Origin of the sequence: Streptomyces sp. NBC_00234, from assembly GCF_036195325.1 — a bacterium.
GTDB lineage: Bacteria > Actinomycetota > Actinomycetes > Streptomycetales > Streptomycetaceae > Streptomyces.
The window spans coordinates 3,309,493-3,334,713 of the sequence record NZ_CP108101.1 but is presented as its reverse complement, the minus strand read 5'-3'; the positions used below and the strand labels follow the sequence as shown (position 1 = coordinate 3,334,713).

Annotated in this window: 17 protein-coding genes; 10 read left to right on the top strand and 7 right to left on the bottom strand. The window is 72.5% G+C overall.

Annotated features, from left to right (window positions below):
• Positions 1 to 225: 225 nt before the first annotated feature.
• The 3 genes from OG230_RS14385 (at position 226) to OG230_RS14375 (ending at position 4,847) form a co-directional block, all read left to right on the top strand.
• Positions 226 to 1,203: an SMI1/KNR4 family protein gene (locus OG230_RS14385; protein WP_328910597.1), complete on the top strand. Its 978-nt coding sequence runs from the start codon at positions 226 to 228 to the stop codon at positions 1,201 to 1,203.
• Positions 1,204 to 1,208: 5 nt separating this feature from the next.
• The gene (locus OG230_RS14380; RefSeq protein ID WP_328911400.1) at positions 1,209 to 3,755 is read left to right on the top strand and encodes an SUKH-4 family immunity protein; all 2,547 of its coding nucleotides are present in this window, start codon (positions 1,209 to 1,211) and stop codon (positions 3,753 to 3,755) included.
• 192 nt (positions 3,756 to 3,947) lie between these two features.
• Positions 3,948 to 4,847: a cellulose-binding protein gene (locus OG230_RS14375; RefSeq protein WP_328910596.1), complete on the top strand. Its 900-nt coding sequence runs from the start codon at positions 3,948 to 3,950 to the stop codon at positions 4,845 to 4,847.
• Between the two features lie 215 nt (positions 4,848 to 5,062).
• On the opposite strand, the gene OG230_RS14370 is transcribed toward OG230_RS14375, so the two are convergent.
• The 3 genes from OG230_RS14370 to OG230_RS14360 all read right to left on the bottom strand — a co-directional run bounded on the left by OG230_RS14370 (position 5,063) and on the right by OG230_RS14360 (position 9,009).
• Positions 5,063 to 6,733: a sodium/solute symporter gene (locus OG230_RS14370; protein ID WP_328910595.1), complete on the bottom strand. Its 1,671-nt coding sequence runs from the start codon at positions 6,731 to 6,733 to the stop codon at positions 5,063 to 5,065.
• Complete coding sequence (locus OG230_RS14365) at positions 6,730 to 7,245, bottom strand: DUF485 domain-containing protein (RefSeq protein WP_328910594.1); 516 nt, start codon at positions 7,243 to 7,245, stop codon at positions 6,730 to 6,732. The genes OG230_RS14370 and OG230_RS14365 overlap by 4 nt, the downstream gene beginning before the upstream one ends.
• A gap of 147 nt (positions 7,246 to 7,392) precedes the next feature.
• Positions 7,393 to 9,009: an MFS transporter gene (locus tag OG230_RS14360; protein ID WP_443051588.1), complete on the bottom strand. Its 1,617-nt coding sequence runs from the start codon at positions 9,007 to 9,009 to the stop codon at positions 7,393 to 7,395.
• A 461-nt stretch (positions 9,010 to 9,470) separates the two neighbouring features.
• On the opposite strand from OG230_RS14360, the gene OG230_RS14355 reads away from it, so the two are divergent.
• From OG230_RS14355 to mfd, 3 genes are all read left to right on the top strand, one after another.
• Positions 9,471 to 10,259, top strand: a complete 789-nt coding sequence (locus OG230_RS14355; RefSeq protein WP_328910592.1) for an ABC transporter ATP-binding protein — start codon at positions 9,471 to 9,473, stop codon at positions 10,257 to 10,259.
• Positions 10,256 to 12,838, top strand: a complete 2,583-nt coding sequence (locus OG230_RS14350; protein ID WP_328910591.1) for an ABC transporter permease — start codon at positions 10,256 to 10,258, stop codon at positions 12,836 to 12,838. The genes OG230_RS14355 and OG230_RS14350 overlap by 4 nt, the downstream gene beginning before the upstream one ends.
• A 324-nt stretch (positions 12,839 to 13,162) precedes the next feature.
• A complete protein-coding gene (gene mfd, locus OG230_RS14345; RefSeq protein WP_328910590.1) occupies positions 13,163 to 16,693 on the top strand; it encodes a transcription-repair coupling factor in 3,531 nt (1,176 codons plus the stop codon).
• A gap of 39 nt (positions 16,694 to 16,732) precedes the next feature.
• Here mfd and OG230_RS14340 read toward each other — a convergent pair whose 3' ends face one another.
• Complete coding sequence (locus OG230_RS14340) at positions 16,733 to 17,302, bottom strand: TetR/AcrR family transcriptional regulator (RefSeq protein ID WP_328910589.1); 570 nt, start codon at positions 17,300 to 17,302, stop codon at positions 16,733 to 16,735.
• 125 nt (positions 17,303 to 17,427) lie between these two features.
• Between OG230_RS14340 and OG230_RS14335 the strand changes: the two genes are divergently transcribed.
• A complete protein-coding gene (locus OG230_RS14335; protein ID WP_328910588.1) occupies positions 17,428 to 18,294 on the top strand; it encodes an SCO6745 family protein in 867 nt (288 codons plus the stop codon).
• 209 nt (positions 18,295 to 18,503) lie between these two features.
• Entirely contained in the window at positions 18,504 to 19,286 is a 783-nt protein-coding gene (locus OG230_RS14330; protein ID WP_328910587.1) for an HNH endonuclease family protein, read from the top strand.
• A gap of 33 nt (positions 19,287 to 19,319) precedes the next feature.
• Here the strand turns inward: OG230_RS14330 and OG230_RS14325 are convergent, their stop codons facing one another.
• Entirely contained in the window at positions 19,320 to 20,207 is an 888-nt protein-coding gene (locus OG230_RS14325; RefSeq protein WP_328910586.1) for a sigma-70 family RNA polymerase sigma factor, read from the bottom strand.
• Between the two features lie 128 nt (positions 20,208 to 20,335).
• On the opposite strand from OG230_RS14325, the gene OG230_RS14320 reads away from it, so the two are divergent.
• A complete protein-coding gene (locus OG230_RS14320) occupies positions 20,336 to 21,082 on the top strand; it encodes an N-acetyltransferase (RefSeq protein WP_328910585.1) in 747 nt (248 codons plus the stop codon).
• Between the two features lie 29 nt (positions 21,083 to 21,111).
• Here the strand turns inward: OG230_RS14320 and OG230_RS14315 are convergent, their stop codons facing one another.
• Both OG230_RS14315 and OG230_RS14310 read right to left on the bottom strand, forming a co-directional pair.
• Positions 21,112 to 21,861 (bottom strand): hypothetical protein, encoded by a 750-nt coding sequence (locus tag OG230_RS14315; protein WP_328910584.1) that lies wholly within the window; start codon positions 21,859 to 21,861, stop codon positions 21,112 to 21,114.
• 88 nt (positions 21,862 to 21,949) lie between these two features.
• Positions 21,950 to 22,780, bottom strand: coding sequence for a DUF4190 domain-containing protein (locus OG230_RS14310; protein WP_328910583.1), 831 nt, complete (start codon positions 22,778 to 22,780; stop codon positions 21,950 to 21,952).
• A gap of 229 nt (positions 22,781 to 23,009) precedes the next feature.
• Between OG230_RS14310 and OG230_RS14305 the strand changes: the two genes are divergently transcribed.
• Positions 23,010 to 25,190 (top strand): N-6 DNA methylase, encoded by a 2,181-nt coding sequence (locus OG230_RS14305; RefSeq protein ID WP_328910582.1) that lies wholly within the window; start codon positions 23,010 to 23,012, stop codon positions 25,188 to 25,190.
• Positions 25,191 to 25,221 lie beyond the last annotated feature (31 nt).

The following is a 25,221-nucleotide window of genomic DNA, read 5'->3' as shown; positions in this document are numbered from 1 at the left end:
GCAGGTGTGCACGCCCCCGAGTTGCGGTGACAGCCTGCCAAATGTGCCGGGGGCTGGGGAAGCTGGGTCGGTGAAACGTGTCTGCGTGTCGCCCGAAGTGGCACGACCGTCGCTCGTCCGTCACCTCGCTGTGACGGTTGGTGACCAAAACGAAGGGGCGAGACCCCCTGTTGCCCCACCGCATAGGCTGTGCGGAATCACCGGACGCAGCAGGGGGCAACCGCCATGACGACAGGTCGGCTCGGGCAGCAAGCCGCGCCACCGAATGCGGCCTACGCCGGGCAGGTCGTGCATTTCCCGGACCCGGTCCGGGCGTCCCGCCACCCCAGGGGTGTGCGCATGGACGAGAACGGCTATCCGGAACTCACACCGTATGCGCGTGCCGCCGCAGAGATCGCCGATCCGCCCCCGGGCTTCGGTATCGACGAGCTCCGTCTCACCGACTACGTGTCGGCGAACGCGGCTCTGGCGGCGAGCGGCCATGAGCTGTGGGACACGATCGCGCCGGTGGCGACTCCGCACGGCTGGACCTGGCACCACGTGCCGGGCGGCCGGCGGATGGAACTCGTACCGGTCGAGGTGAAGGCGCTGCTGCGTCATCACGGCGGCATGGCGACTGCTCCGGTCGACCACAACCGGCGCGGTACGCGCCCCCTGCAGGAGACGCGGCCTCCGCACTTCCGGCTGCCCAAGGGCGCGGTGGCGGTGAGCGAGCAGCAGGTGCTGGGTGTCGAGGAGGACCTCGGTTACCGGCTGCCCGGCGCGTACCGCTCGTTCCTCAAGGCCGCGGGCGGTTCGGCCCCGGTGGGTGCCGCGCTCGACGCGGACCTCGGGCTCCTGGTGGACCAGCCGTTCTTCACGGTGCGCGACGAGGCCGCCGTGAACGACCTCCTGTACGTCAACAAGTGCCTGCGCGACCACTTCACCAAGGACTACCTGGGCGTCGCTTTCGTCCAGGGCGGCATCCTCGCGGTGAAGGTGCGCGGGCAGGACATCGGCTCGGTCTGGTTCTGCGCGTACGACGACGCCCGGGACCAGGACGGCTGGAGCGTGCAGGACCGCGTCGACCGGCTGCTGCTGCCCTGCGGTGCGGACTTCGACGCCTTTCTCCAGCGCCTGGCGGGCAATCCGCCGGAGCTGGAGACCGTGGCGAACCTGATGGTGGACGGCGGCTTCGCGCGGGCCGTCCCGGTGGAGGGGTGAGCGCGATGGTGACCTTCGCGCAGGCGCAGGAACGTGCGGACGAGTGGGTCAACGGCGACGTGCCCGCGTACCAGCACCGTGAGGTGCGGGTCCGCGAGTTCGAGCTGGGCTTCGTGGTGTGGGCCGAGGACCGGGCGGAGGGCCCCGTCTCGGACGGTGGGCGCCAGCGGCTGGTGATCGCCCGGGACAGTGGTGAGGCCACGCTGTGGCCCGGACTGCCGGTGGGCGAGGTGATCCGGCGGTACGAGGAGGAGTACGGCACGTCCGACGCGGCGCCGGCCGCCCCGGTGCCGCCGCAGCGGATCGATCTGAACCAGACGTCGTTCCTGCTGAGTCCGCCCGAGTGGCTTCAGGAGGCCGCGGACAAACTGGGGATTCCGGACCGGCGCGCCGAGCCGGCCGACGGTCCTCCCTCGGACTCCGCTCCCTCTTCTTCTCCTTCTTCCCCTTCTCCTTCTTCCGCCGGGGCCGCTGCGTCCGGTCCGGTGGACGCCGGGGCTTCGTGGCCCGCCGCGGGCGGGCAGGCCGATTACGAGCCCACGGCCGCCGACGGTGTGCCCGCGTCCTCGCCCGGTGCGCCCTCCGGGGCTACGCCGTGGGCGGGCACGGACACCAACGCCGATCCCGATGCCGGGGCGGTCGGTCTGCCGGCCACGGTGTTCGCTCCGGCGCTCTCGGGCGCGGACGACGAGGAGGCCCCGCCGCCGGTCGTGCCGGCCGAGGCCCCCACCGCGCTGATGTCCGGAGGCAGTCAGCTGCCCCCGACCGCCGTTTCCCCGGCTCTCGACGCTTCCCGCCGGAGTGCGCCCGGTGCCGGTGGACCCGGTCCGGCCGCGCCTGCGCGTCCCGGCGCGGGTGACATCGCGGACGCGGCCACCAGCAAGGCGGTCGTGACGCCGCGCGGCGCGCGCGGAGGCGGCTCGACGACACCGCCGCCCCCGGGTGCTCCCGGCACTCCGGGCATGCGTCCGGGCGCCACGCCGCCGCCTTCGGGGCCGGGTGCGCCCGGTGCTCCCGCGGGTGGTTACGTACCGACGCAGCTCGTCTCGCAGCTCGGCCCTCCCGGTGCGCCGCAGCCCCCCGGTCCTCCTGGTGCTCCGCAGCCTCCGGGTCCGCCTGGTGCGCCCGGTGCGCCTGGTTCGACGCCGGCGCCCGGTGGCGGGATGCATCACGCGGCGACGATGTTCGCCGACGCGAGCCTCGGTGGCCCCCGGCCCCCGGGTCCGCCCGGTCCTCCTGGCCCGCCCGGTGCGCCTGGTGCCCCCGGGGCTCAGCAGCCCCCCGGTCCTCCCGGTCCTCCTGGTGCTCCGCAGCCTCCGGGTCCGCCCGGTGCGCCTGGTTCGACGCCGGCGCCCGGTGGCGGGATGCATCACGCGGCGACGATGTTCGCCGACGCGAGCCTCGGTGGCCCCCGGCCCCCGGCTCCGCCCGGTCCTCCGGGTCCGCCCGGTGCCCCCGGTGCTCCGCAGCCTCCCGGTCCTCCCGGGATGCCGCAGGGCGGGGCCCCCGGTCCCGTACCGCCGAATCAGCACACCCCGCCGCCCGCGGCGTACGGGTATCCGCAGCAGCCGCTCGGTCAGCCGACCGTCGGTCCCGGCTACCAGGCCGTGCTGCGCTTCCGCGCGCCCGACGGCAGCGAGCAGCAGCTGATCCGCCGTTCGGCGCCGGGCACCCCGCACCCCGAGTGGCAGATGCTGCACGAGCTGCGGGCCATGAACGTGCCGCCGCAGCAGGTCATCGAGCTGCACACCGAGCTGGAGTCGTGCGAGCTGCCCGGCGGCTACTGCGCGCGGATGATCCGTGAGACCTGGCCGCAGGTACGGATCACCAGCGTCGCTCCGTACGGGGCCGACCACGCGAGCCGCCAGCAGGGCATGCAGCATCTGCTGACGCATCAGGGCGAGCTGCACCAGGTCGCCGACGGCCCCGCGCGGCCGGCGCCGGTGCGGGCGCCGCTGCCGCAGATGCAGCCCGCTGTTCCGCTGCCGCCGGAGGCGCTCGCGGAGGAGCTGGTGCAGGTCTTCGGACCGCAGGGTGTGCTCCGCTTCGACCAGCGGGCCGTGTCCCGGCAGGGTGTGCCCGAGGTCGTGGGCCGGACCCTGGTGTGGGCGGGACTGCCCGCCGATTTCGGGCCGTTCTTCTGGGCGCAGCCGGGTCAGCCCGTGGTGCCGACGCTGGCCGAGCTGGCCGCACAGCGTCAGGTGCAGGCGGCGCCCGACGCGGGTTCGTACCTCGTCATGGGGTCCGACTTCGGCCGGGCGATCTGTGTCCAGTACGGCACGGCGAACATCGTGGCCGTGCCGGTCGAGGCGGGTCCGGGCGGGCAGTCGGTGCCGCCGCAGTTCGTGAACACCGGGCTCCCGGAGTTCGTGCGTTCGATGGCCCTGCTCGGCCGGATGTGGCGGCTGCGCTACGGGCTCAACCCGGAGCAGGCGGGCCGTTGGACCGTCGACTTCCAGGCACAGTTGGTGGCCCTCGATCCGGCGGCGCTCGCGTCCCCGGAGAGCTGGTGGTCGGTGCTGCTGGAGCAGATGTGGGACGGACTGCTCTGACCTGTCCCGTTGTGTGAATGGTGTGGCGGAGGCGCCCGGTACCCGGAAGGGGCCGGGCGCCTCTTCGTTTCGGCCCTGTGATGCCCGTCGCTTCCGTCCTGAATACGGCTGATCGATTCCGACTTCTGTACCAATTGCCGCATCCTTGACGTAATGCTTGGTGGTCGGAGCATCGTAGAGAGGGCTTCAAGGATGAGTGCTGCACCGGTGTCCGCGCACGGCTTCGTCGGCGTACGGGGGCGTGGCTACCGTCCTGAGCAGGTGGACCGGACCGTGGCGACCCTGTCCGCGGAGCGGGACGCCGCATGGGAGCGGCTCTCCCGGCTGACGGACCTCGCCGAGGAGCTGGCGGCCGAGTCGGAGCGGCTGGCCGTGGCCGTCGCCTCGCTGGCCCCGCAGACGTATGCCTCGCTCGGCGAGCGGGCCCAGCAGATCCTCGCGCTCGCGCAGGCCGAGGCGGAGGCGGCGCTCGGGTCCGCGCAGGAGGACGGGCAGGCGCTGCGCGACGCGGCGGACGCGGCCGGGCGGGCGGCCGGGGAAGCGGCCCGCGAGCACTCCGGGACGGTACGGGAGGCTGCCGAGGCGGACGCCCTGGCGGTGCTGTCCGCGGCGCGGGGTTCCGCGGACGAGACCGTCGCCGCGGCGCGCAAGGAGGCCGCCGAGGTCCGGGGGGCCGCGGACGAGGCGATGGCGGAGACCCGGCGGCGTACGACGGGTGTGCTGGCCCATCAGGAGCAGGAGCACGCCGAGCGGTCGAAGGCGGCGGCGGCCGGACTGGCGGCGGACGAGGCCGCGACGGCCGCGCGCGAGACCGAACTGACCGAGCGTTCCGAGGCGTTGCTCGCCGAGGCGCGGCGGGCGCTCGCGGAGACCGAGGAGGCCGCCCGGCACGGCCAGGAGGACGCCGAGGCGCGGGCGGGCGAGCTGATCGCGGAGGCCCGGGTGCGCGAGGAGCGGGTGGTGCGGGAGACGGAGCGGATTCTCCGGGAGCACGAGGAGGGCCGCGAGGAGGTGCAGGCGCACATGACGCACGTACGCAACTCGCTCGCGGCCCTCACGGGCCGGGCGGTGTCCGGGCCGGAGGAGGACTAGGGCCTGTCGTCAAACTTCCGTCTGCCGCGCGGTGTCTGGCACGCATGCTCGCGGCGTTGCCGACATGTCCTGGTAGCTCCGCTACGAGGACATCCCGGCGCCTTGCGATCGCACGCACCAGACACCGCGCGGCCCGGCCTTCGGCCGAACGACGGCAGTTTGACGACAGGCCCTAGGCATCATGCCGGGCTCGCGGGTCCGGCGCGCGGAAGACCCTAGAAGGGGTTCCGGGGCCGTCCGGGTGCCGCCCCGTCCCCGTGCGTCGGGCGGGCCGACGTCACCGGGGGCGCCCCCGCGAGGATCCACGGCTCCACCGCCTCGTACTGTCTGCGTTCCTCCGCCGCCGTGCGCCGGCCGAGCACCGTCCCCAGCCAGCCCGCCAGGAATCCGAACGGGATGGAGACGAGCCCGGTCGTGGTGAACGGGAACCAGTTGACGTCGAGATCGGGGAAGACCGCGCCGGGGGAGCCGGACACCAGCTTGGTGCCGGTCATCAGCACCAGGACACAGAGGGTGCCGCCGATCAGGGTGCAGAGCAGTCCGGTTCGGGTGAAGCGCCGCCAGAACATGCTGTAGACGAGCGCCGGGGCCAGGGCCGACGCACCGATGCAGAACGAGAGCGTCACCATCGCCTGCACGTTCCAGTGCCGGGCGAGGACGGCGAGGACGATGGCCGTGAGGCCCACGCCGACCGCGGCGAGCTGCGCCGCGCCCATCTCGATGCGGCCCGGCACCGGCTCCCTGCCCCGGTCCCGGAGTCCGTGCAGTCCGTGCGCGAACAGGTCGTGGGCCAGGGAGTTGGCGCAGGCCAGGATCATTCCGGCGACCGAGGCGAGCAGGGTCAGGAAGATCGCTGTGGTCATCGTCGTCACGACCAGCGCCCCGGCCTCGCCGCCCCCCGCGACTGCTCCGCTGACCTGGAGGATCGCGCTGTTGCCCTGCGCTCCGGCGGCCGTGATGCGGCTGTGGCCGACGAGGGCGGCGGCGCCGAAGCCGATGACGGTGAGCAGCAGGCAGAGACAGACGACGACGCAGACCGCCCAGGACAGGGAGCGGCGGACGGCCTGGGCGCTGCGGACGCTCGACATCCGCATGGTGATGTGCGGGAGGCACGCGGCGCCGAGCACGACGGTGAGTTCGGAGCTGATCATGTCGAGGTCGTTGCCGCCGAACTGCAGCCCGGAGTGCAGATAGGCGGCCCCCGCGCCGCTGCCCTGCTGGGCGGCCCGGATCAGGGCGCCGGTGTCCCAGTCGAAGCGGTTCATGATCAGTACGGAGACGAGAAGGCCGGCGCCGAGGAGGACGACGGTCTTCACGATCTGGATGAGCGCGGTCCCCTTCATCCCGCCGATCGCCGCGTAACCGATCATCACGAGGCCGAGCACGACGATGGATCCGGTACGGAAGCCGGAGCTGTCGAAGCCCAGGATGAAGGCGAGCAGACTCCCGCTGCCGGCGAGCTGGACGACCATCAGGGGTACCAGCGCGGCGAGGGTGACCGCGCAGGCGGCGATGCGGACGGCCCGCCCGGGGGAGCGGCGGGTGAGGACGTCGCCCATGGTGAACCGGCCCGCGTTGCGCAGGGGTTCGGCCAGCAGGAACATCAGCAGGACGAGCGAGAGGGCCGTGCTCAGGGCGAGTACGAGCCCGTCGTGGCCGGTGAGGGCGATGACGCCGGTGGTGCCGAGGACGGTGGCCGCGGAGAGGTAGTCACCGGCGATGGCCAGGCCGTTGCGCACGGGGGAGAGCGAGCGGAAGCCGGTGTAGAACTCGTCGAGGTCGTCGCGGTCCGGGCCGGTCATCACGCAGAGCAGCAGGGTCACGGTGGCCACGGCGATGAACGCCATCAGCGACATCGTCTGCGCGGACTCGTCGAAGCCGTTCATCGGCCCGTTCCTGTTCTGCGGCGCTCGGCCGCCGCTCGGTCCTCCGTGCCGCGGGCCCGGTTGCGGAGTCCCGCGCAGAGCGGGTCCACGGTGCGTCGGGCCGTCCACTCGTACACGGCGATGGCCACCAGCGTCACCGGCAACTGGCACAGGCCGAGCAGGAGTCCGGTGGTGAGGCCGCCGTCGCCGACGGGACCGGTCATCAGGCCCGGGGCGAAGCCGGAGAGGAGGAGGAAGAGGGTGAAGTAGCCGAGGGCGGTGAGGGTGGAGGCCCGGCGCAGGACGCGGTACGCGCCGCGCAGCCGGCGCAGGTCGCTGTGGTGCCCGGGTGCGGGGACGGGTGCGGCGGGCGGGGTGGGCCACCGGGGCGGCGGGGGCGTCGAGGAACTCTGCCAGGGGAGGAGGTACTCGCCGCCCGGGGAGCGGGGCGGCGGCGGAGGGGGACGGCGGTGCGGCCGGAAAGGCGCGTACGGGGGTCGCGGCGGATGCTGTGGCGGCTGGTCGTGAGGCATCGTGGTGCTGCTCCTTGCGTGGCTCGGATCCGGGGACGGACCGCAAGGCAGGAGCGCGGGTGCGCTGTTGGAAGCGCGTACGTTACTCGCGGGTAGGGCCGCTGGGCAGGGGTGCGACCGAACTACCCACGGTAACCATGAAGTTGTCTACTTCCTGAGTGCCTGCGGGGCGTTCTCGGTCCCCTCGTCGAGGACCGGGAAGCGGCGCGGGGCCACGAAGACGAGGACGAGCAGGGCGAGGGCGGCGGCGCCCGCCGCCCCGAGGTAGACGTAGTCGACGGCCGCGTCCACGGCACGTCGCAGATAGTCCGTCGCCGCGGCGGAGAGCGAACCGGGGTCGCCCAGGGCGTGGGAGATCGCGTCCAGGTCGCCGGGCAGCCCGGAGACCGGGGCGTCGGCCAGCCGGGAGGCGAGCACCCCGTTGGCGACGGCGCCGAAGAGCGCGGCGCCCAGGCTCTGGCCGACCTGGCGGCAGAACAGCACGGAGGCCGTCGTCGTGCCGCGCTCGGACCAGCCGACCGTGGACTGGACGCCGACGATCAGCGGCAGTTGGAACAGCCCGAGCGCCGCGCCCAGCAGCAGCATGATCAGGGCGGGCTGCCAGGCGGAGCCGGGGTACGGCAGCAGCGGGAAGGCCAGCAGGATCAGCAGGGTGGCGCTCATGCCGATGATCGCGGTGAACCGGAAGCCGATGCGGTTGTAGACCCGGTTGGAGAACGCCGCCGAGACCGGCCAGCTCAGCGTCATGACGGAGAGCACGAAACCGGCGGCGATCGGGCCGAGGCCCAGGACCGACTGCGCGTACGTCGGCAGGAAGACCGTGGGCGCCACCATCAGCAGCCCCATCGCGCCCAGGGCCAGGTTGACCGAGGCGATGGTGCGCCGCTTCCAGACCCACCCGGGGATGATCGGGTCGGCGGCGCGCCGCTCGATGAGGACGGTCAGCGCGGCGAGGGCTGCGCTCGCGCCCAGCAGACCGAGCGAGGGTGCGGAGAGCCACGGCCAGGCCACGCCGCCCTGGACGAGTGCGGTCAGCAGCAGCGCGCCGGTCGCGAAGACGGCGAGGGCGCCCGCCCAGTCGATGCGGAGCCGGGCACCGGTGCGGGGGCGGGCCGGTTCGTGGAGGTGGCGTACGACCAGCCAGAGCGCGACGGCTCCGACCGGCAGGTTGATCAGGAAGATCCAGCGCCAGTCCGCGTACGCCGCGAGCAGCCCGCCGACCGCCGGTCCCGCGACCGCGGACGTCGCCCACACCGTCGACAACTTCGCCTGGATCTTCGGGCGTTCCTTGAGCGGGTAGAGGTCGGCGGCGATCGTCTGCACGGTGCCCTGGAGGGCGCCGCCGCCGAGGCCCTGGACGACACGGAAGGCGATCAGAGCCGCCATGTTCCAGGCCGCCGCGCAGAGCACCGAGCCGACCAGGAACAGGATGATGCCGGCGACCAGGACCGGCTTGCGGCCGAAGGTGTCGGAGAGTTTGCCGTAGACGGGGAGGGTGACGGTCACGGCCAGCAGGTAGCCCGAGAACAGCCAGGAGAAGACGGCGAAGCCGCCGAGGTCGCCGACGATCTGGGGGACGGCGGTGGAGACGATGGTGCCGTCGATCGCGGCGAGCGCCATGCCGAGCATCAGCGCGGCGACGACGGGCCGCCGGCCCCGGGGCGCGGCGGGTGTCGCGTCGGCGGTGTCCGTGCCGCCGCCGGTGTCGCCCGCCGGGACCGTTCGGCCCCTGCCCGCACCGCCCTTGCCCGTGCCGACGCCTATGCCCGCGTCCCCGCCTCCCGTGCCGGCCACCGGTTTTCCTTTCCCTATGCATGTATTTCCCGGACCACTGTCTCACCCGCGGACCGCGCAGCGGGAGGGTACGGGCGGGCTGACCTACTCCGACGGGGTACCGCACGGCTCGTCCGGGTCCGTCCGGCGACCGGGGGCGCGGCACGGCCGCGGGGACGGCCCCTACTCCGGTCTCATACCCGGGGCCGAATCCCCTAGGGGGAGCTCCGTACTTGTGGCCAGGGGTCGTTCCTCCCGCCGGAGGACGTGCCGGCGGGGGCTCGTTCTTTAGCGTGTTCTTACACCGCAAGGGCGGCTGACCACAGAGGGCGGGGTGGGGAAAACCCCACCCGAAGACTGCGCTGGGCACCAGCGCGCCGGACCCCCTCCGCCCGACAGACTCGGAACGTACTCAGAGACGTCCTGTCATCGATCGACATAGGAGAAATACCGTGACAACGGCTGTGACCATTCCCAGGCACGGGGGCACTGGAGGGCGTACGGCCGTCGCCGCGCGAGCGCGCCAGGTCGTCAAGGCGTACGGGTCCGGGGAGACCCGGGTCGTCGCGCTCGACCATGTCGATGTCGACATCGCTCGCGGGCAGTTCACGGCGATCATGGGGCCGTCCGGCTCGGGCAAGTCGACGCTGATGCACTGCCTGGCGGGCCTGGACACCGTGACCTCGGGCGAGATCCACCTCGCCGAAACCGAGATCACCAAGCTCAAGGACAAGAAGCTCACCCAGCTCCGCCGGGACCGGATCGGCTTCATCTTCCAGGCGTTCAACCTGCTTCCGACGCTGAACGCGCTGGAGAACATCACGCTGCCGATGGACATCGCGGGCCGCAAGCCCGACGCCGCCTGGCTGGGCCAGGTCGTGGAGACCGTCGGTCTCGCCGACCGGCTGAAGCACCGGCCGACCCAGCTCTCCGGCGGCCAGCAGCAGCGCGTCGCCGTCGCCAGGGCGCTGGCCTCGCAGCCGGAGATCATCTTCGGTGACGAGCCCACCGGAAACCTGGACTCGCGGGCCGGCGCCGAGGTGCTGTCCTTCCTCCGCCGGTCCGTGGACGACCTGGGCCAGACCATCGTCATGGTCACCCACGACCCGGTGGCGGCCTCCTACGCGGACCGGGTGCTGTATCTCGCGGACGGTTCCATCGTCGACGAGATGCTGAACCCGACCGCCGACCAGGTCCTCGACCGCATGAAGCACTTCGATGCACGGGGGCGTACGTCGTGACTGTCCTCAAGACCTCGATGCGCAACTTCCTCGCGCACAAGGGACGGATGGCGCTCTCCGCCGTCGCGGTCCTGCTCTCGGTGGCGTTCGTGTGCGGGACGCTGGTTTTTACCGACACCATGAACACCACGTTCGACAAGCTCTTCGCGGCGACGGCGGCCGATGTCACCGTCAGCCCGAAGTCCGCCGCGGACGTCGACGACACCCCGGAGACGGGCAAGCCCGAAGCGCTGCCCGCCTCCGTCGTCGGACAGGTGGAGAAGGCCGAGGGCGTGAAGTCCGTCGAGGGCGCCGTCACCAGCATGGCCGTCACCGTCGTCGACAGTCACAACAAGAACATGGGCTCGGAGACCGGCGCCCCGACGATCGCCGGCAACTGGACGCAGAACGACCTGCGTTCCATGGAGATCACCTCCGGCCACGCCCCGCGCGGTCCCACCGAAGTGATGGTCGACGCCGACACCGCGGAGAAGCACCACCTGAAGCTCGGTGACGAGCTGCGCACCATCGCCGTCACGGGCGACATCACCGCGAAGATCAGCGGCATCGCGTCCTTCACCGTGACCAACCCGGGCGCGGCCGTCGTCTACCTCGACACCGCCACCGCCCAGCAGAAGCTGCTCGGCGGACCGGACCTCTTCACCCACGTCGCCGTCACCGCCGAATCCGGCGTCAGCGACACGGAGTTGAAGAGCGGTGTCGCCACCGTGCTCGGCGACTCGTCCCCGTACAAGATCCAGACCCAGCAGGAAGCCGCGGACGCCAACAAGGACTCCATGGGCTCCTTCCTCGACGTGATGAAGTACGCGATGCTCGGCTTCGCCGGTATCGCCTTCCTCGTCGGCATCTTCCTGATCGTCAACACCTTCTCGATGCTGGTCGCCCAGCGCACCCGCGAGATCGGCCTGATGCGGGCCATCGGTTCCAGCCGCAAGCAGGTCAACCGGTCCGTGCTCGTCGAAGCGGTGCTCCTCGGGGTCGTCGGCTCGGTCCTCGGCGTCGGCGCCGGAATCGGGCTCGCCGTCGGGCTGATGAAGCTGATGGGCGCCATGGGCATGGAGCTGTCCACGAAGGACCTCACCATCGCCTGGACGACCCCGGTCATCGGGCTCGTGCTCGGCATCTTCGTCACCGTCCTCGCCGCCTACGTGCCGGCCCGCCGGGCCGGCAAGGTCTCGCCGATGGCCGCCCTGCGCGACGCAGGCACCCCCGCGGACGGCCGTTCCGGCAAGGTGCGCGCCGGGCTCGGCCTGGTCCTCACCGCCGCCGGAGGCGCCGCCCTCTGGGCGACGACGCAGGCCGCCGAGGCGAGCGAGGGCTCGCTCTTCCTGGGGCTTGGTGTGGTCCTGACCCTCATCGGCTTCATCGTGATCGGCCCGCTGCTGGCCGGCGTCGTGGTGCGGGCGCTCAGCGTCGTCGTACTGCGGCTGTTCGGCCCGGTCGGGCGGCTCGCGGAGCGCAACGCCCTGCGCAACCCGCGGCGTACCGGCGCGACCGGCGCGGCCCTGATGATCGGCCTGGCCCTGGTGGCCTGCCTCTCCGTCGTCGGCTCGTCCATGGTGGCCTCGGCCACCGACGAGCTCGACAGGTCGGTCGGCGCGGACTTCATCGTCCAGTCGTCCACCGGCCAGCCGATCGTCCCCCAGGCCGCGAAGGCCCTGGAGAGCGTGCCCGGCATCGAGCACATCACCGACTACAAGGCCGTCGGTGCGAAGCTGACCGCCCCCGACGGGACGACGGAGGACGAGGAAGTCGTCGCCGCCGACCCGACGTACAAGGAGGACCTGCGGCGGAAGACCGTCGCCGGCGATCTGTCCGCCGCGTACGGCGAGGACGCCATGTCGGTCGGCGACGCGTACGCCACCCGGCACAAGGTCGAGGTCGGCGACGAGATCACGGTCGCCTTCAAGGGCGGCGAGACGGCGAAGCTGAAGGTCGCCGCGATCACCTCGGACGAGACGAACGTCGACAAGGGCGCGATGTACACCAACATCACGACCGCCGAGAAGTACGTCCCCGCCGACAAGATGCCGAAGAACATGATCATGTTCGCCACGGCGCAGGAGGGTCAGGAGAAGGAGGCGTACGCCGCCCTCAAGACCTCGCTCGCCGGGTACCCGCAGTACAAGGTGCAGAACCAGGCGGACTTCAAGCAGGACCTGAAGGACCAGATCGGCCAGCTGCTCAACATCGTGTACGGCCTGCTGGCCCTGGCGATCATCGTCGCGGTGCTCGGTGTGGTGAACACCCTCGCCCTGTCGGTGGTCGAGCGGACCCGCGAGATCGGCCTCATGCGGGCCATCGGCCTCTCGCGCCGTCAGCTGCGTCGGATGATCCGGCTGGAGTCCGTGGTCATCGCCCTCTTCGGCGCCCTGCTCGGCCTCGGCCTGGGCATGGGCTGGGGCACCTCGGCCCAGAAGCTGCTGGCCCTGGAGGGCCTCGGCATCCTGGAGATCCCGTGGCCGACGATCCTCACGGTCTTCGTCGCCTCGGCCTTCGTCGGACTGTTCGCCGCACTGATTCCCGCTTTCCGTGCGGGCCGGATGAACGTCCTCAACGCGATCGCCACCGACGGGTGACCGCGGTCGTCATAGGATGACGGGGCCGGCCCCGGGACGTTCCTCCAAACGTCCCGGGGCCGGCTCCGTCGTACGCCCAGCACACAGCGGTACGCGGCCTCCCGGCCGGCGCCGGCCCCGAACCGGGCATTCGGCTGACCGGTGACCGGTGGTGAGCCCGGCGTGCCGCGGTTGCGGGAGCGGCTGTCGTAGGGGAGTCGTAGTCTGGAACCCCGGCCCGTCCTACGTGTCGGGCCCTTCGCGTTGCCCCCTGCCGGGGTCGGCGCGGCGCCCCTGGCAGCAGCCGGCTGCCAGTACACCCCCGTACCCGGACGGAAGCCCTTCATGAGCCTGCACGGTCTGCTGGATGTCGTCGTACGTGACCCGGCACTCTCCGAAGCGGTGAAGGCCGCAGCCGACGGTCACCGGATGCACGTCGACCTGGTGGGGCCGTCCGCCGCCCGCCCCTTCGCCGTGGCCGCGCTGGCCCGCGAGACCGGGCGGACCGTGCTCGCCGTCACCGCGACCGGCCGGGAGGCGGAGGACCTGGCGGCGGCGCTGCGCACGCTGCTGCCGCCGGACACCGTCGTGGACTACCCGTCCTGGGAGACCCTGCCCCACGAGCGGCTCTCGCCCCGCTCGGACACCGTGGGCCGCCGCCTCGCCGTGCTGCGCAGGCTGGCGCACCCGAGGAAGGACGACCCGGAGACCGGACCGGTCAGTGTCCTCGTCGCCCCCGTGCGCTCCGTACTCCAGCCGCAGGTCAAGGGGCTCGGCGATCTGGAGCCCGTGGCGTTGGCCGGCGGGCAGAGCGCCGATCTGGGCGAGGTCGTCGAGGCGCTCGCGGCTGCCGCGTACTCCCGGGTCGAACTGGTCGAGAAGCGCGGCGAGTTCGCCGTACGCGGTGGAATCCTGGATGTCTTCCCGCCGACCGAGGAACACCCCCTGCGGGTGGAGTTCTGGGGCGACGACGTCGAGGAGATCCGCTACTTCAAGATCGCCGACCAGCGTTCGCTGGAGGTCGCCGCACACGGGCTGTGGGCGCCGCCCTGCCGCGAGCTGCTGCTCACGGACGAGGTCCGTACGCGGGCCGCCGCTCTCGCCGAGGCCCACCCGGAGCTGGGCGAGCTGCTCGGCAAGATCGCCGAGGGGATCGCGGTCGAGGGCATGGAGTCCCTCGCCCCGGTGCTGGTCGACGAGATGGAGCTGCTGATCGACGTCCTGCCGAAGGGCTCGATGGCGGTGGTCTGCGACCCGGAGCGGGTGCGTACGCGCGCGACCGACCTGGTCGCCACCAGCCAGGAGTTCCTCCAGGCGTCCTGGGCGGCCACGGCGGGTGGCGGCGAGGCCCCGATCGACGTCGGCGCGGCCTCGCTCCGCGGCATCGCGGACGTCCGCGACCGGGCCCGCGAGCTGAACATGATGTGGTGGTCGGTCTCCCCGTTCGCCGCCGATCACGAGCTGGACGAGGACACCCTCAAGCTCCGGATGCGTGCCCCCGAGACGTACCGGGGCGACACCGCCCGCGCGCTCGCCGACACCAAGGGCTGGCTGGCGGACGGCTGGCGCACGGTGTACGTCACCGAGGGCCAGGGCCCGGCCTCCCGTACCGTCGAGGTCCTGGGCGGCGAGGGCATCGCCGCCCGCCTCGACCAGGATCTGGCCGAGATCTCGCCGTCCGTCGTCCATGTGTCGTGCGGTGCCATCGACCAGGGCTTCGTCGATCCGGAGCTCAAGCTGGCCGTGCTCACCGAGACCGACCTGACCGGTCAGCGCACCGCCACGAAGGACCTCGGCCGGATGCCGGCCCGCCGCCGCAAGACGATCGACCCGCTGACGCTGGAGACGGGCGACTACATCGTCCACGAGCAGCACGGTGTGGGCCGCTACATCGAGATGGTGCAGCGCACGGTGCAGTCCGCCACCCGCGAGTACCTCCTCGTCGAGTACGCCCCGGCCAAGCGCGGCCAGCCCGGCGACCGGCTGTACATCCCCACCGACCAGCTGGAGCAGGTCACGAAGTACGTGGGCGGCGAGGCCCCGACCCTGCACCGGCTCGGCGGCGCCGACTGGACCAAGACCAAGCAGCGCGCGAAGAAGGCGGTCAAGGAGATCGCCGCCGACCTCATCAAGCTGTACTCGGCGCGGATGGCGGCCCCCGGGCACGCCTTCGGTCCGGACACCCCGTGGCAGCGCGAGCTGGAGGACGCCTTCCCGTACGCGGAGACGCCCGACCAGCTGTCCACCATCGCCGAGGTCAAGGAGGACATGGAGAAGACGGTCCCCATGGACCGCCTGATCTGCGGCGACGTCGGCTACGGCAAGACGGAGATCGCCGTCCGCGCGGCGTTCAAGGCGGTCCAGGACGGCAAGCAGGTCGCCGTCCTCGTCCCGACCACGCTCCTCGTCCAGCAGCACTTCGGCACCTTCACCGAGCGGTACGCCCAGTTCCCCGTCAACGTACGGGCCCTGAGCCGCTTCCAGTCAGACACCGAGTCGAAGGCCACGCTGGAGGGCCTGCGCGAGGGCTCGGTCGACCTGGTCATCGGCACGCACCGGCTCTTCGCCGCCGAGACGAAGTTCAAGGATCTGGGCCTGGTCATCGTGGACGAGGAGCAGCGCTTCGGCGTCGAGCACAAGGAGCAGCTGAAGAAGCTCCGTGCCAACGTCGACGTACTGACCATGTCCGCGACGCCCATCCCCCGTACGCTCGAAATGGCCGTCACCGGCATCCGCGAGATGTCGACGATCACGACGCCGCCGGAGGAGCGCCACCCCGTCCTCACCTTCGTCGGGCCGTACGACGAGAAGCAGATCGGCGCCGCCGTCCGTCGTGAACTGCTGCGCGAGGGTCAGGTCTTCTACATCCACAACCGGGTCGAGTCCATCGACCGCGCCGCTGCCCGGCTCCGCGAGATCGTGCCGGAGGCCCGTATCGCCACGGCGCACGGGCAGATGGGCGAGAGCGCCCTGGAGCAGGTGGTCGTGGACTTCTGGGAGAAGAAGTTCGACGTCCTGGTCTCGACGACGATCGTCGAGTCCGGCATCGACATCTCCAACGCCAACACGCTGATCGTGGAGCGCGGCGACAACTTCGGCCTCTCGCAGCTGCACCAGCTGCGCGGTCGCGTCGGCCGGGGCAGGGACCGGGGCTACTCCTACTTCCTGTATCCGCCGGAGAAGCCGCTCACCGAGACCGCCCACGAGCGCCTGGCGACCATCGCCCAGCACACGGAGATGGGCGCGGGCATGTACGTGGCGATGAAGGACCTGGAGATCCGCGGCGCCGGAAACCTGCTCGGCGGCGAACAGTCCGGCCACATCGCGGGCGTCGGCTTCGACCTCTACATCCGGATGGTCGGCGAGGCGGTGGCCGACTACCGGGCGGCGGTCGACGGCGGCGTCGAGGAGGAGGCCGCGCTGGAGGTCAAGATCGAGCTCCCGGTCGACGCCCATGTGCCGCACGACTACGCACCCGGCGAGCGGCTGCGCCTCCAGGCGTACCGCGCGATCGCCTCCGCCAACACGGAGGACGACATCAGGGCGGTCCGCGAGGAGCTCACCGACCGCTACGGCAAGCTCCCCGAACCGGTGGAGAACCTGCTCCTGGTCGCCGGTCTGCGCATGCTGGCCCGTGCCTGCGGGGTGGGCGAGATCGTCCTCCAGGGGTCGAACATCCGCTTCGCGCCGGTGGAACTGCGCGAGTCGCAGGAGCTGCGCCTCAAGCGGCTCCACCCGAAGACGGTCATCAAGCCGGCCGCCCACCAGATCCTGGTTCCGCGCCCCACGGCGGGCAGGATCGGCGGCAAGCCGGTCGTCGGCCGCGAACTCCTGGCGTGGACCGGGGAGTTCCTGACGACGATCCTGGGGTCGTAGAGCCTGAACCGCTTGCGGCCGGCCCCGGTGGGCGTCCGGTCACTCGGCGGCAGGGACGTCCGGCGCGAAGAGCAGCCCCGCGAGTGAGCGGAAGACCTCCTCGGGGTCCCGGCCGTCCAGGGGGCCGGTCAGGTTGCCGCTCAGGAGCAGGGTGGCGAAGCCGTGGGCCAGGGACCAGGCCGCGATGCCCGCGTCGGTCCGGCCCTCGGCGGGGCGCGTGCTGACGCCTGCGCGCAGGGAGTCGCCGGCGCGGGCCTTCGCCGCCAGCAGTTCCGCGTCGTCGGGGCGGTGGAGTTCCGGGCGGAACATCACCTGGAAGTGGGCGGGGTGGTCCCGGGCGAACCGTACGTACCGCACGCCCCGCTCGTTCAGGGTCGGCGCCTCGTCCAGTGCGTCGGCGAAGAGGGTGTAGCCCTCGGCGGCGATCGCGGTGAGCAGGCCGGTCCTGTCCTTGAAGTGATGGGCCGGGGCGGCATGCGAGACGCCCGCCCGGCGGGCCAGGTCGCGCAGGCTCAGGGCGCCGGGGCCGTCCGTGGCGACGACGTCGAGGGCGGCGGTGAGAACGGCGCGCCGCAGGTCGCCGTGGTGATAGGTGCGCTCGCTGCTCATGGTCAGCAGAGTACGCCCAATCTAGTCGTTGACAAGTTCGAGGAAGGGGCGCACTCTGGGGGTCCGAGGAGATCTAGTCACTGGCAAGATTCCTTGAGTCGTGGAGTTCTGGGGAAGGCGGAGACATGTCCGAAGAGCTGGGTCGTGTGCGTCAGATGTGGCATCTGCTGGAGCCTCTGCACGCCGTTCTCTACTACGCGCCCGAGGCCCGCGAGGAGGCCGCCGCGCTCGGCTACGCAGTCGACGAGCGCTGGCCGGGCTACTTCGCCTGGCGGGCCGCGCCGCTCGGCGCGGCGGGGGAGCGCCAGGTCGTCGACACCTTCTACAGCTTCTGCCCGGCGATGGTCCGGGAGTACGTCCCGGCCGTCTGGTCCGTCGCCGCGCCGGAAGCGGTGCTCGCGGCCCGGACGCGGGCGGTCGACCGTACGTACAGAGCACTGCTCGCGGAGTGGATCGACGGTCCGGAGCTCGCCGAGATCGCCGCGCTGGTCCGCCGCGCGGCCGAGGCGGCGGACGTGACGGGCCGGCCGCTCGCCGAGGCCAACGCCGCGCTGCCCTGGCCGGATGCCCCGCATCTGGCGCTGTGGCAGGCCACGACCGTCCTGCGCGAGCACCGGGGCGACGGGCACATCGCGGCGCTCGTCGCCTCGGGCCTCGACCCGGTGGAGTCGCTGGTCTCCTTCGCCGGTGTCGGCGCGGCGCGCCCCGAGGTGTTCGAGAGCCGGGGGTGGAGTGCGGACGAGTGGGCGGCTGCACGTCAACGACTGGAGGCGCGCGGGCTGTTGGAGCCGGACGGCATGGTCACGGAGACGGGCCGTGCGCTGCGCGCCGAGGTGGAGCGCCGTACCGACGAGGAGGCGGCCGGGCCGTGGGCGGCCCTCGGAGAGGAAGGCCGGGAGCGGCTGGTGGAGTTGCTGGGGCCGCTGTGGGTGGCGGTGCTCGGAGCCGGGCTGCTGCCGTCGGAGACGACGCTCGGCATCGGGAAGGTGTGAGCCCGGGGCGGCCGTTCGGGATCGGGAACGTGTGAGCCCGGGGCGGGCCGTTGGGAATCGGGAAGATGTGAGCCAGGGCGGGCCGTTCGGGGGGCCGGTGTGTGATCCGGGCCCCATCCGGGCGGGTCGCCTGCCTTGAACGGCCGCTGCCGGGGAAGACGTCCGTAGGATTCCCGGGTTCGGCTTTCTCCCCGTCAGGATGGCTCCGAGTGATATCTCCCCGTGTGTACCGAGTGGTACTGCCCACCCTGAGTGCGGCGGTCGCGCTGTCCCTGGTCGGCTGCGAACCGCAGGTGACGGGGGGTGCGAGCGGGGGCACGAGCAGCGCGGCCAGTGGTGGCGGGCAGCCGGCCGAGGGCGTCGGGGCCAGTCCCCTGAGCAATCGGGACGGTACGAAGCCGGGGCTCGCCCCCCTGACGTCCGGGGACGACAGGGCCGCGGCCCGCAAGCTCATCGAGGGCGTGGCCACCAAGGGCCGCGGGCCGCGCACCGGTTACGAGCGGGACGAGTTCGGCTACGCCTGGATGGACACGGCGGACGGGGTCCCGCTCGCGCGCAACGGCTGCGACACCCGTAACGATCTCCTCCACCGCGACGGCCAGGGCCTGCGCTACCGCGGTGGTTCGGACTGCGTCGTCGTGGCGATGAAGCTGTACGACCCGTACACGGGGCGGACTCTGGACTGGCGCAAGGAGCGGGCCGCCGAGGTCCAGATCGACCACGTGGTGCCGCTGTCATACAGCTGGCAGATGGGTGCCTCGCGCTGGCCGGAGAGCAAGCGCAGGCAACTGGCCAACGACGTGCTCAACCTGCTTCCCGTCGAGGGCCGCGCCAACTCGTCGAAGGGCGACTCGGGCCCGGCCTCCTGGCTTCCGCCGAACAAGCGCGTGCGCTGTGCGTACGCGGTGCGGTTCGCGCAGGTGGCGCAGAAGTACGCGATGCCGGTGACCGCCCCGGACAAGCAGATGATGCTGCGGCAGTGCGGCGGCTGACAGGGGCGCCCGGTGGCCGGCGCCCCCGCGGTGTCAGTGGTCCTCCGGCACGGCGATGTCGAGTTCGCCCAGGCGCTCCGGCTCCGCGATCACGTCGATCTCGGTGATCCTGCCGTCCACGACGGTGAAGGCGAGGACGACGCGCAGGCGTCCGTGCGGAGCCATCGCGAGGCCGATCGTGCCGTTCACCAGAGCCGGACCGGTGAAACGTGCCCGGCCCATGGCGGCCATCGCGCCCTTGGCCACGGGGAGTGCGCCACGGACCTCGACGGGTTCCGGGGTGGGGACGACGGCCCGGTCGGCCCGGAGCACCACGTCGGGGTCGAGGAGGGCGACCAGCGCCTCGAAATCGCCGCCCCGGGTGGCGGCCAGGAAGGCGTCGACGATCCGGCGCCGAAGACCCGGGTCCGGAGCGGGCACCGTTGTGCCGCCCTTGACCCGGCGGCGGGCACGGCTCGCGAGCTGGCGGGCGGCCGTCGGGGAACGGTCGAGCAGGGGGCCGATCTCGTCGAAGGGCACCGCGAACAGGTCGTGCAGGACGAAGGAGAGCCGCTCGGCCGGCGCCAGCGTGTCGAGGACCACGAGCAGGGCCACTCCGACCGAGTCCGCCAGCAGCGCCTCCTGCTCGGGGTCGTGCCGTGCGTCGTTCTCCTCGTCCCGGCCGGGGGCGTACGCCTCCAGCGGGTCCTCGCGGCGGGTCTCGCGCGAGCGCAGCATGTTGAGGCAGACGCGGGACACCACGGTGGTCAGCCATCCGGCGAGGTTCTCGACCCCGTCCGTGCCGGCGCGGCTCGCGCGCAGCCAGGTGTCCTGGACGGCGTCGTCGGCCTCGCTCGCCGAGCCGAGCATCCGGTAGGCCACCGCGCGCAGATGGGGCCGGTGCTCCTCGAAGCGCTCCGTCAGCCCGGGGTTCTCGTCCACCGTTCCGCCTTCCTTCCGCGTGCGCAGCAGGGAAAGTAGATCACCGCTGACGGGGCGGGTCCCGGGAACGGGGCAGGCCCCGGAAGAAATCGGTGGACGTTTCCCATGACGTCGCTAGCGTGGGGCGGATGAAGCTGATCATCACCACACTCGCCGCACGTCCCGAACTGGCCGGGCCCATCCAGGAGATGCCGGACACCTGGCCGGAGTTCGTCCTTGAGGACCTGGTGGGCTGGGCGAACTTCCCCAGGATCGCCGTCGAGTTCCCCCAGCACGTGCTCGTCGCGACGGACGACGAGGGCGTCGTGGTGGCCCGCGCCTACAGCGTGCCGTTCGCCCTGGACGTGGCCGGGCGCAGGGAGTTGCCGCCGGGCGGCTGGGACCAGGCGTTGCTGTGGGCGTTCTCGGATCTGCGGCGCGGGCGGACGACGGACACGGTCAGCGCGATCGAGATCACCGTCTCCAAGGAGCATCTGGGGAAGGGGATATCGGGCCGGATGGTGGCCGCCCTGCGGGAGAACACCGCGAAGCTCGGATTCCAGGAGCTCGTCGCCCCCGTGCGGCCGAACGGCAAGCACCTGGAGGCGTCGGCGCCCATGGAGGAGTACGCCCGCCGGACGCGGGACGAGGACGGCCTGCCGAGCGACCCGTGGCTCCGGGTCCACGTACGGGCGGGCGGGGTGATCGAGGCGGTGGCGCCGGTGTCGATGACGGTGAGCGGCTCGCTCGCGCAGTGGCGGAGCTGGACCGGGCTGCCGTTCGACGTGGACGGGCCGGTGGAGGTGCCCGGGGCCCTGGTGCCGGTGCACTGTTCCGTCGCGCACGGGTACGCGGTCTACACGGAGCCGAACGTGTGGGTGCGCCACCGCGTGTGACGGGCTGGGCAGTCGGCGAACGGGGCCGGTCAGACGGTGGGCTTCTTCACCGGCACGGGTGTGCCGAACTCCGAGAACTCCACGGTGAGTGGCGCGCGTTCACGGCCGGTGAGGCGCATCTTCAGGAGGTAGGGCTTCCCCTCGGTGGCGACGCTCGCCGTCCAGGACTCCCCGTCCGGCCCGTCCGACGCGCCGGACGCGCCGGACGCGTCGGACCCGCCGGTCAGGGTCAGGGACGGACGGCCGCCGACGGAGGCCTGGCTGCCCTTGTGCGCGGTGCCGCTCCGCGCCGCCAGGCGGTCGAGGAGGCTCCGGGGGTCGCAGTAGCGCAGGTTCTCCGCCGTGCGCCGGTCGTCGGGGCGCGCCGTCACCCAGCGGCCGGTGAGTTTCTCGATGTCGGCTTCGGTGTCGCCGCCCGGCCGGTCCGCCGCCATCGCCCGCAGCATCGCCTCGTCGGACTTCGTGTAGACGGTGCCGTCGGCCCGGATCAGCTCCATGGTTCCGGCCGACCCCGTGGAGAACGTCCCCGTGCACGCGCCCAGGGCCCCGGCGGTGACGAACACCTGGACCGGCCCGTCCGCCGACTCCGTCGTCACGGCCAGCCGTACGGACGTGGCGGCCCGGGTCGCGGCGATCGCCTTGTTGGTGACCTCGGGGGCCGTCAGCCCGGCGAACGGGGCCTGGGACCCGGTGTCGTCCGGGAACGGCCCGCAGGCGGTGAGACCGAGGACCGCGACGGTGCAGAGAGCGGCTGCGGCGGTGCGGGCTACGGGGTGCATGGTGCGGGCTCCGGATGTCAGGGGCGATGCGGGGCTTGCGGAGGGGGCGGGGGCGGGGGCGCCGGTGCCCGGCGCCCGGGGAGCGGTGTCAGAGCTTCAGCTCCCACTGGCTCGCGTCCCAGTCGAGGCCGGGGCTGACCTCGACGCTCAGGTTCTTGGCGTCCGCCGGGGCGTCGAAGGCGAACTGCACCGTGATCTTCTTGCCCGGCAGGACCGTGCCGCTGAAGCCCGCGCCGACCTTGCCGTCGAAGATCTGCTCGGCGCTGACGCCGTCCTCGCCGGCCCGGGCGTCGACGCCGACGAGCGTCGCGTCGAACTTCTCCTTGGTCTTGTTCTCGACGACCACGGAGACCTTGTAGGCGCGGTTGCCCTTGGTGTGACCTGCGGCGTACGCGTCCGGGGTGTACGCGGCGGCGTTGCTGACCGTGATCTCCAGGCCGTCGTCGTACACGGCGGTGTCACGCCCCTCCAGGGCTTCGTCCGTGGGCTCGTCCTCGCCCGCCGCGTCGTCGGACGTCTCGGGCGCGGGCTCGTCCTTCGTCCCGCCGGGCTTCGCCGCGGCCGAGCTGCCCGCCGTCGACTTGTTGATCTCGTCCACCACGTCGTCCACGGCCTTGAACGTGAGGACCGCCCCGACCACCGACAGGATCAGCGCGAGCAGGCCGAGCACGGCACCGAAGGTGGTGACGCCCTTGTTGGTGGCCTCGCCGCGCTTCACCCGGCCGCGTCCGGTCAGGCCCAGGACCAGGGCGATGAGACCGAGGATGCCCGCCAGCCAGAAGAGGAAGGGGATCAGGCCGGAGACCGTGCCGATGAGGCCGAGGACGAGGGCCGCGGTGCCCAGGCCGTTACGGGCGTGCCGGAAGCCCGGAGCCTGGTCGGGGGCGAACGGCTGCTGGGGCTGCGTGAACTGGGACATGGCTGTGCCCTCCGGCGAATGCAGGGATGAGTGGTGAGCGGTTCCGCACCGTGCGAGGTGCGGCGACGTGGTCAATAAGACCAGAGCCTGTGAACCGAGTCAACACGGTTCACAGGGAATTGATGGATCCACACTGTGAAGTGGTGCCACGCGGTCGGGTCGGTATGCTCGCCGACACAGCTCTTGGGCGACAGGGCAGCGGCGGAGCAGCGGAGCAGGGAGGCAGTCAGTGCCGGAGAACACGACAGAGGTGACCGCGGCCGGGATCGCCCGGCTCGCGGGGGTGGGGCGCGCCGCCGTCAGTAACTGGCGCCGCCGCCACGCCGACTTCCCCAAGCCGGTCGGCGGGACCGAGACGAGCCCCTCCTTCGCCCTCGCCGAGGTCGAGGGGTGGCTGCGCGACCAGGGCAAGCTCGCCGAGGTCCCGCTGCGCGAGCGGGTCTGGCAGCAGCTGTCCGGCCATCCGGCCGGTGCCGTGACCGCCCTCGTCCACACCGGCTGCGCCCTCCTGCTCGTACGCGACAGGCCCACCGCCTGGCTGGAGATCGCCGCGGTCTCGGACGAACGGATGGCCGGTGTGCTGCCGGTGGCCGTGGAGGACGTACTCACCGCGCGCTTCGGACCGGATGCCGGGCGGGCCGTTCACACGCCCGCCGCCGCGGACCTGCTGCCCTCCGTCCCCCTGCTGCGCGCCGCCGCCGAACTCGCCGCGGAGACGGGCGCCCGGCAGTGCTTCGAGTTCCTCTTCGGCCGCCAGCTCGACGCCAACCCGCGTCAGTACACACTCACTCCGCCCGGCCTCGCCGAACTGATGGCGGACCTCGCGGAACCGTGGAAGGAGGCGGACAGGCAGCCGGGCAGGCAGCCCGCCCGCACCGTCCTCGACCCCGCCGCCGGAACCGGCGCCCTGCTGCGTGCGGTCGGCCGGCCCACGGCCCTGTACGCGCAGGAGGCCGACCCCGACCTCGCCGCGCTCACCGCGCTCCGGCTCGCCCTCCACTCCGAGGGCTCGCGGGCCGACGCGCCGGCGCTCGCCGTGCACACCGGTGACACCCTGCGCGCCGACGCCTTCCCCCGGCTGGCCGCCGACACCGTGCTCTGCCACCCGCCGTTCAACGAGCGCAACTGGGGACACGACGAACTGGCCTACGACCCGCGCTGGGAGTACGGCTTCCCCGCACGGACCGAGTCCGAACTCGCCTGGGTCCAGCACGCGCTGGCCCATCTCCGCGAGGGCGGCACCGCCGTCCTGCTGATGCCCCCGGCCGCCGCGTCCCGCCGTTCCGGCCGCCGCATCCGTGCCGACCTGCTGCGCCGCGGCGCCCTCCGCGCCGTCATCGCGCTCCCGGCCGGGGCCGCGCCGCCGTACGGCATCCCGCTCCATCTCTGGGTCCTGCGCAAGCCCGGCAGCGGTCTCCACCCCGCGCCCGAACTCCTCCTCGTCGACACGGCGGAGCCCGCCGAGGCGGCCGGCGGGCCCGGCGCCCAGACGGGCGGCGGCCGGGACCGGCTCGACTGGCCGGCCGTGCGGAACGCCGTACTCGACGCCTGGCGGTCCTTCAGCGGGGCGGACCGGGCGGACGCCACGGACCCAGGTGGTCCCACGGGCACGGCCGCCCCCGGCATTCCCGCCGCGCGTCCCGGCCTCAGCCGCGCCGTCCCCGTCATCGAGCTCTTGGACGACGACGTGGACCTCGCCCCGGCCCGGCACCTTCCGCGCCCCGCGGCCGGCGGCGGAGCGGCCGAACTGACCGGCGTACGCGAGCGGCTGGCCGACACCCTGCGCCTCACCGCACGCCTCACCCCACCGCCCGCCGACCTCTCGGACCCGGCCCGCTGGCCCCTCACCACCGTCGGCGAACTCGCCCGCTCCGGTGCCCTCCACCTGCGCACCGGCGGACCGGGCGGCGGAACCGCCCCGGTCCTCACGGAGCACGACGTCCTCGGCGGTACGCCCCCGAGCGGCACACCCGCCGCCCCGGCAGCACAGCCCGAAGGCGCCGCGGACGAAGCGCTCCTTCTTCAGCCCGGCGACGTCGTCGTCCCCGTGCTCGGCGGCGGCTCGGTCGCCCGGGTCGTCGACGAGGCCACCGCGGGCGCGGCCCTCGGCCGCAACCTCCAGCTCCTGCGGCCCGATCCGGCAGCCCTGGACCCCTGGTTCCTCGCCGGCTTCCTGCGCGGCACCGCCAACAACCGGCAGGCCAGCAGCTACGCGTCCACCGCCACCCGGCTCGATGCCCGGCGGCTCCAGCTGCCGAGACTGCCGCTGGCCGAACAGCAGCGGTACGGGGAGCAGTTCCGGCAGCTCGCCGCGTTCGAGGAGGCGCTGCGGACGGCGGGGCGGCTCGGCGGTCTCCTGGTGCAGGGCATGTACGACGGGCTGACGGACGGCTCGGTCGCTCCGAAGTGACGTGAACCACAACGGTTGTGCACAACCCGGG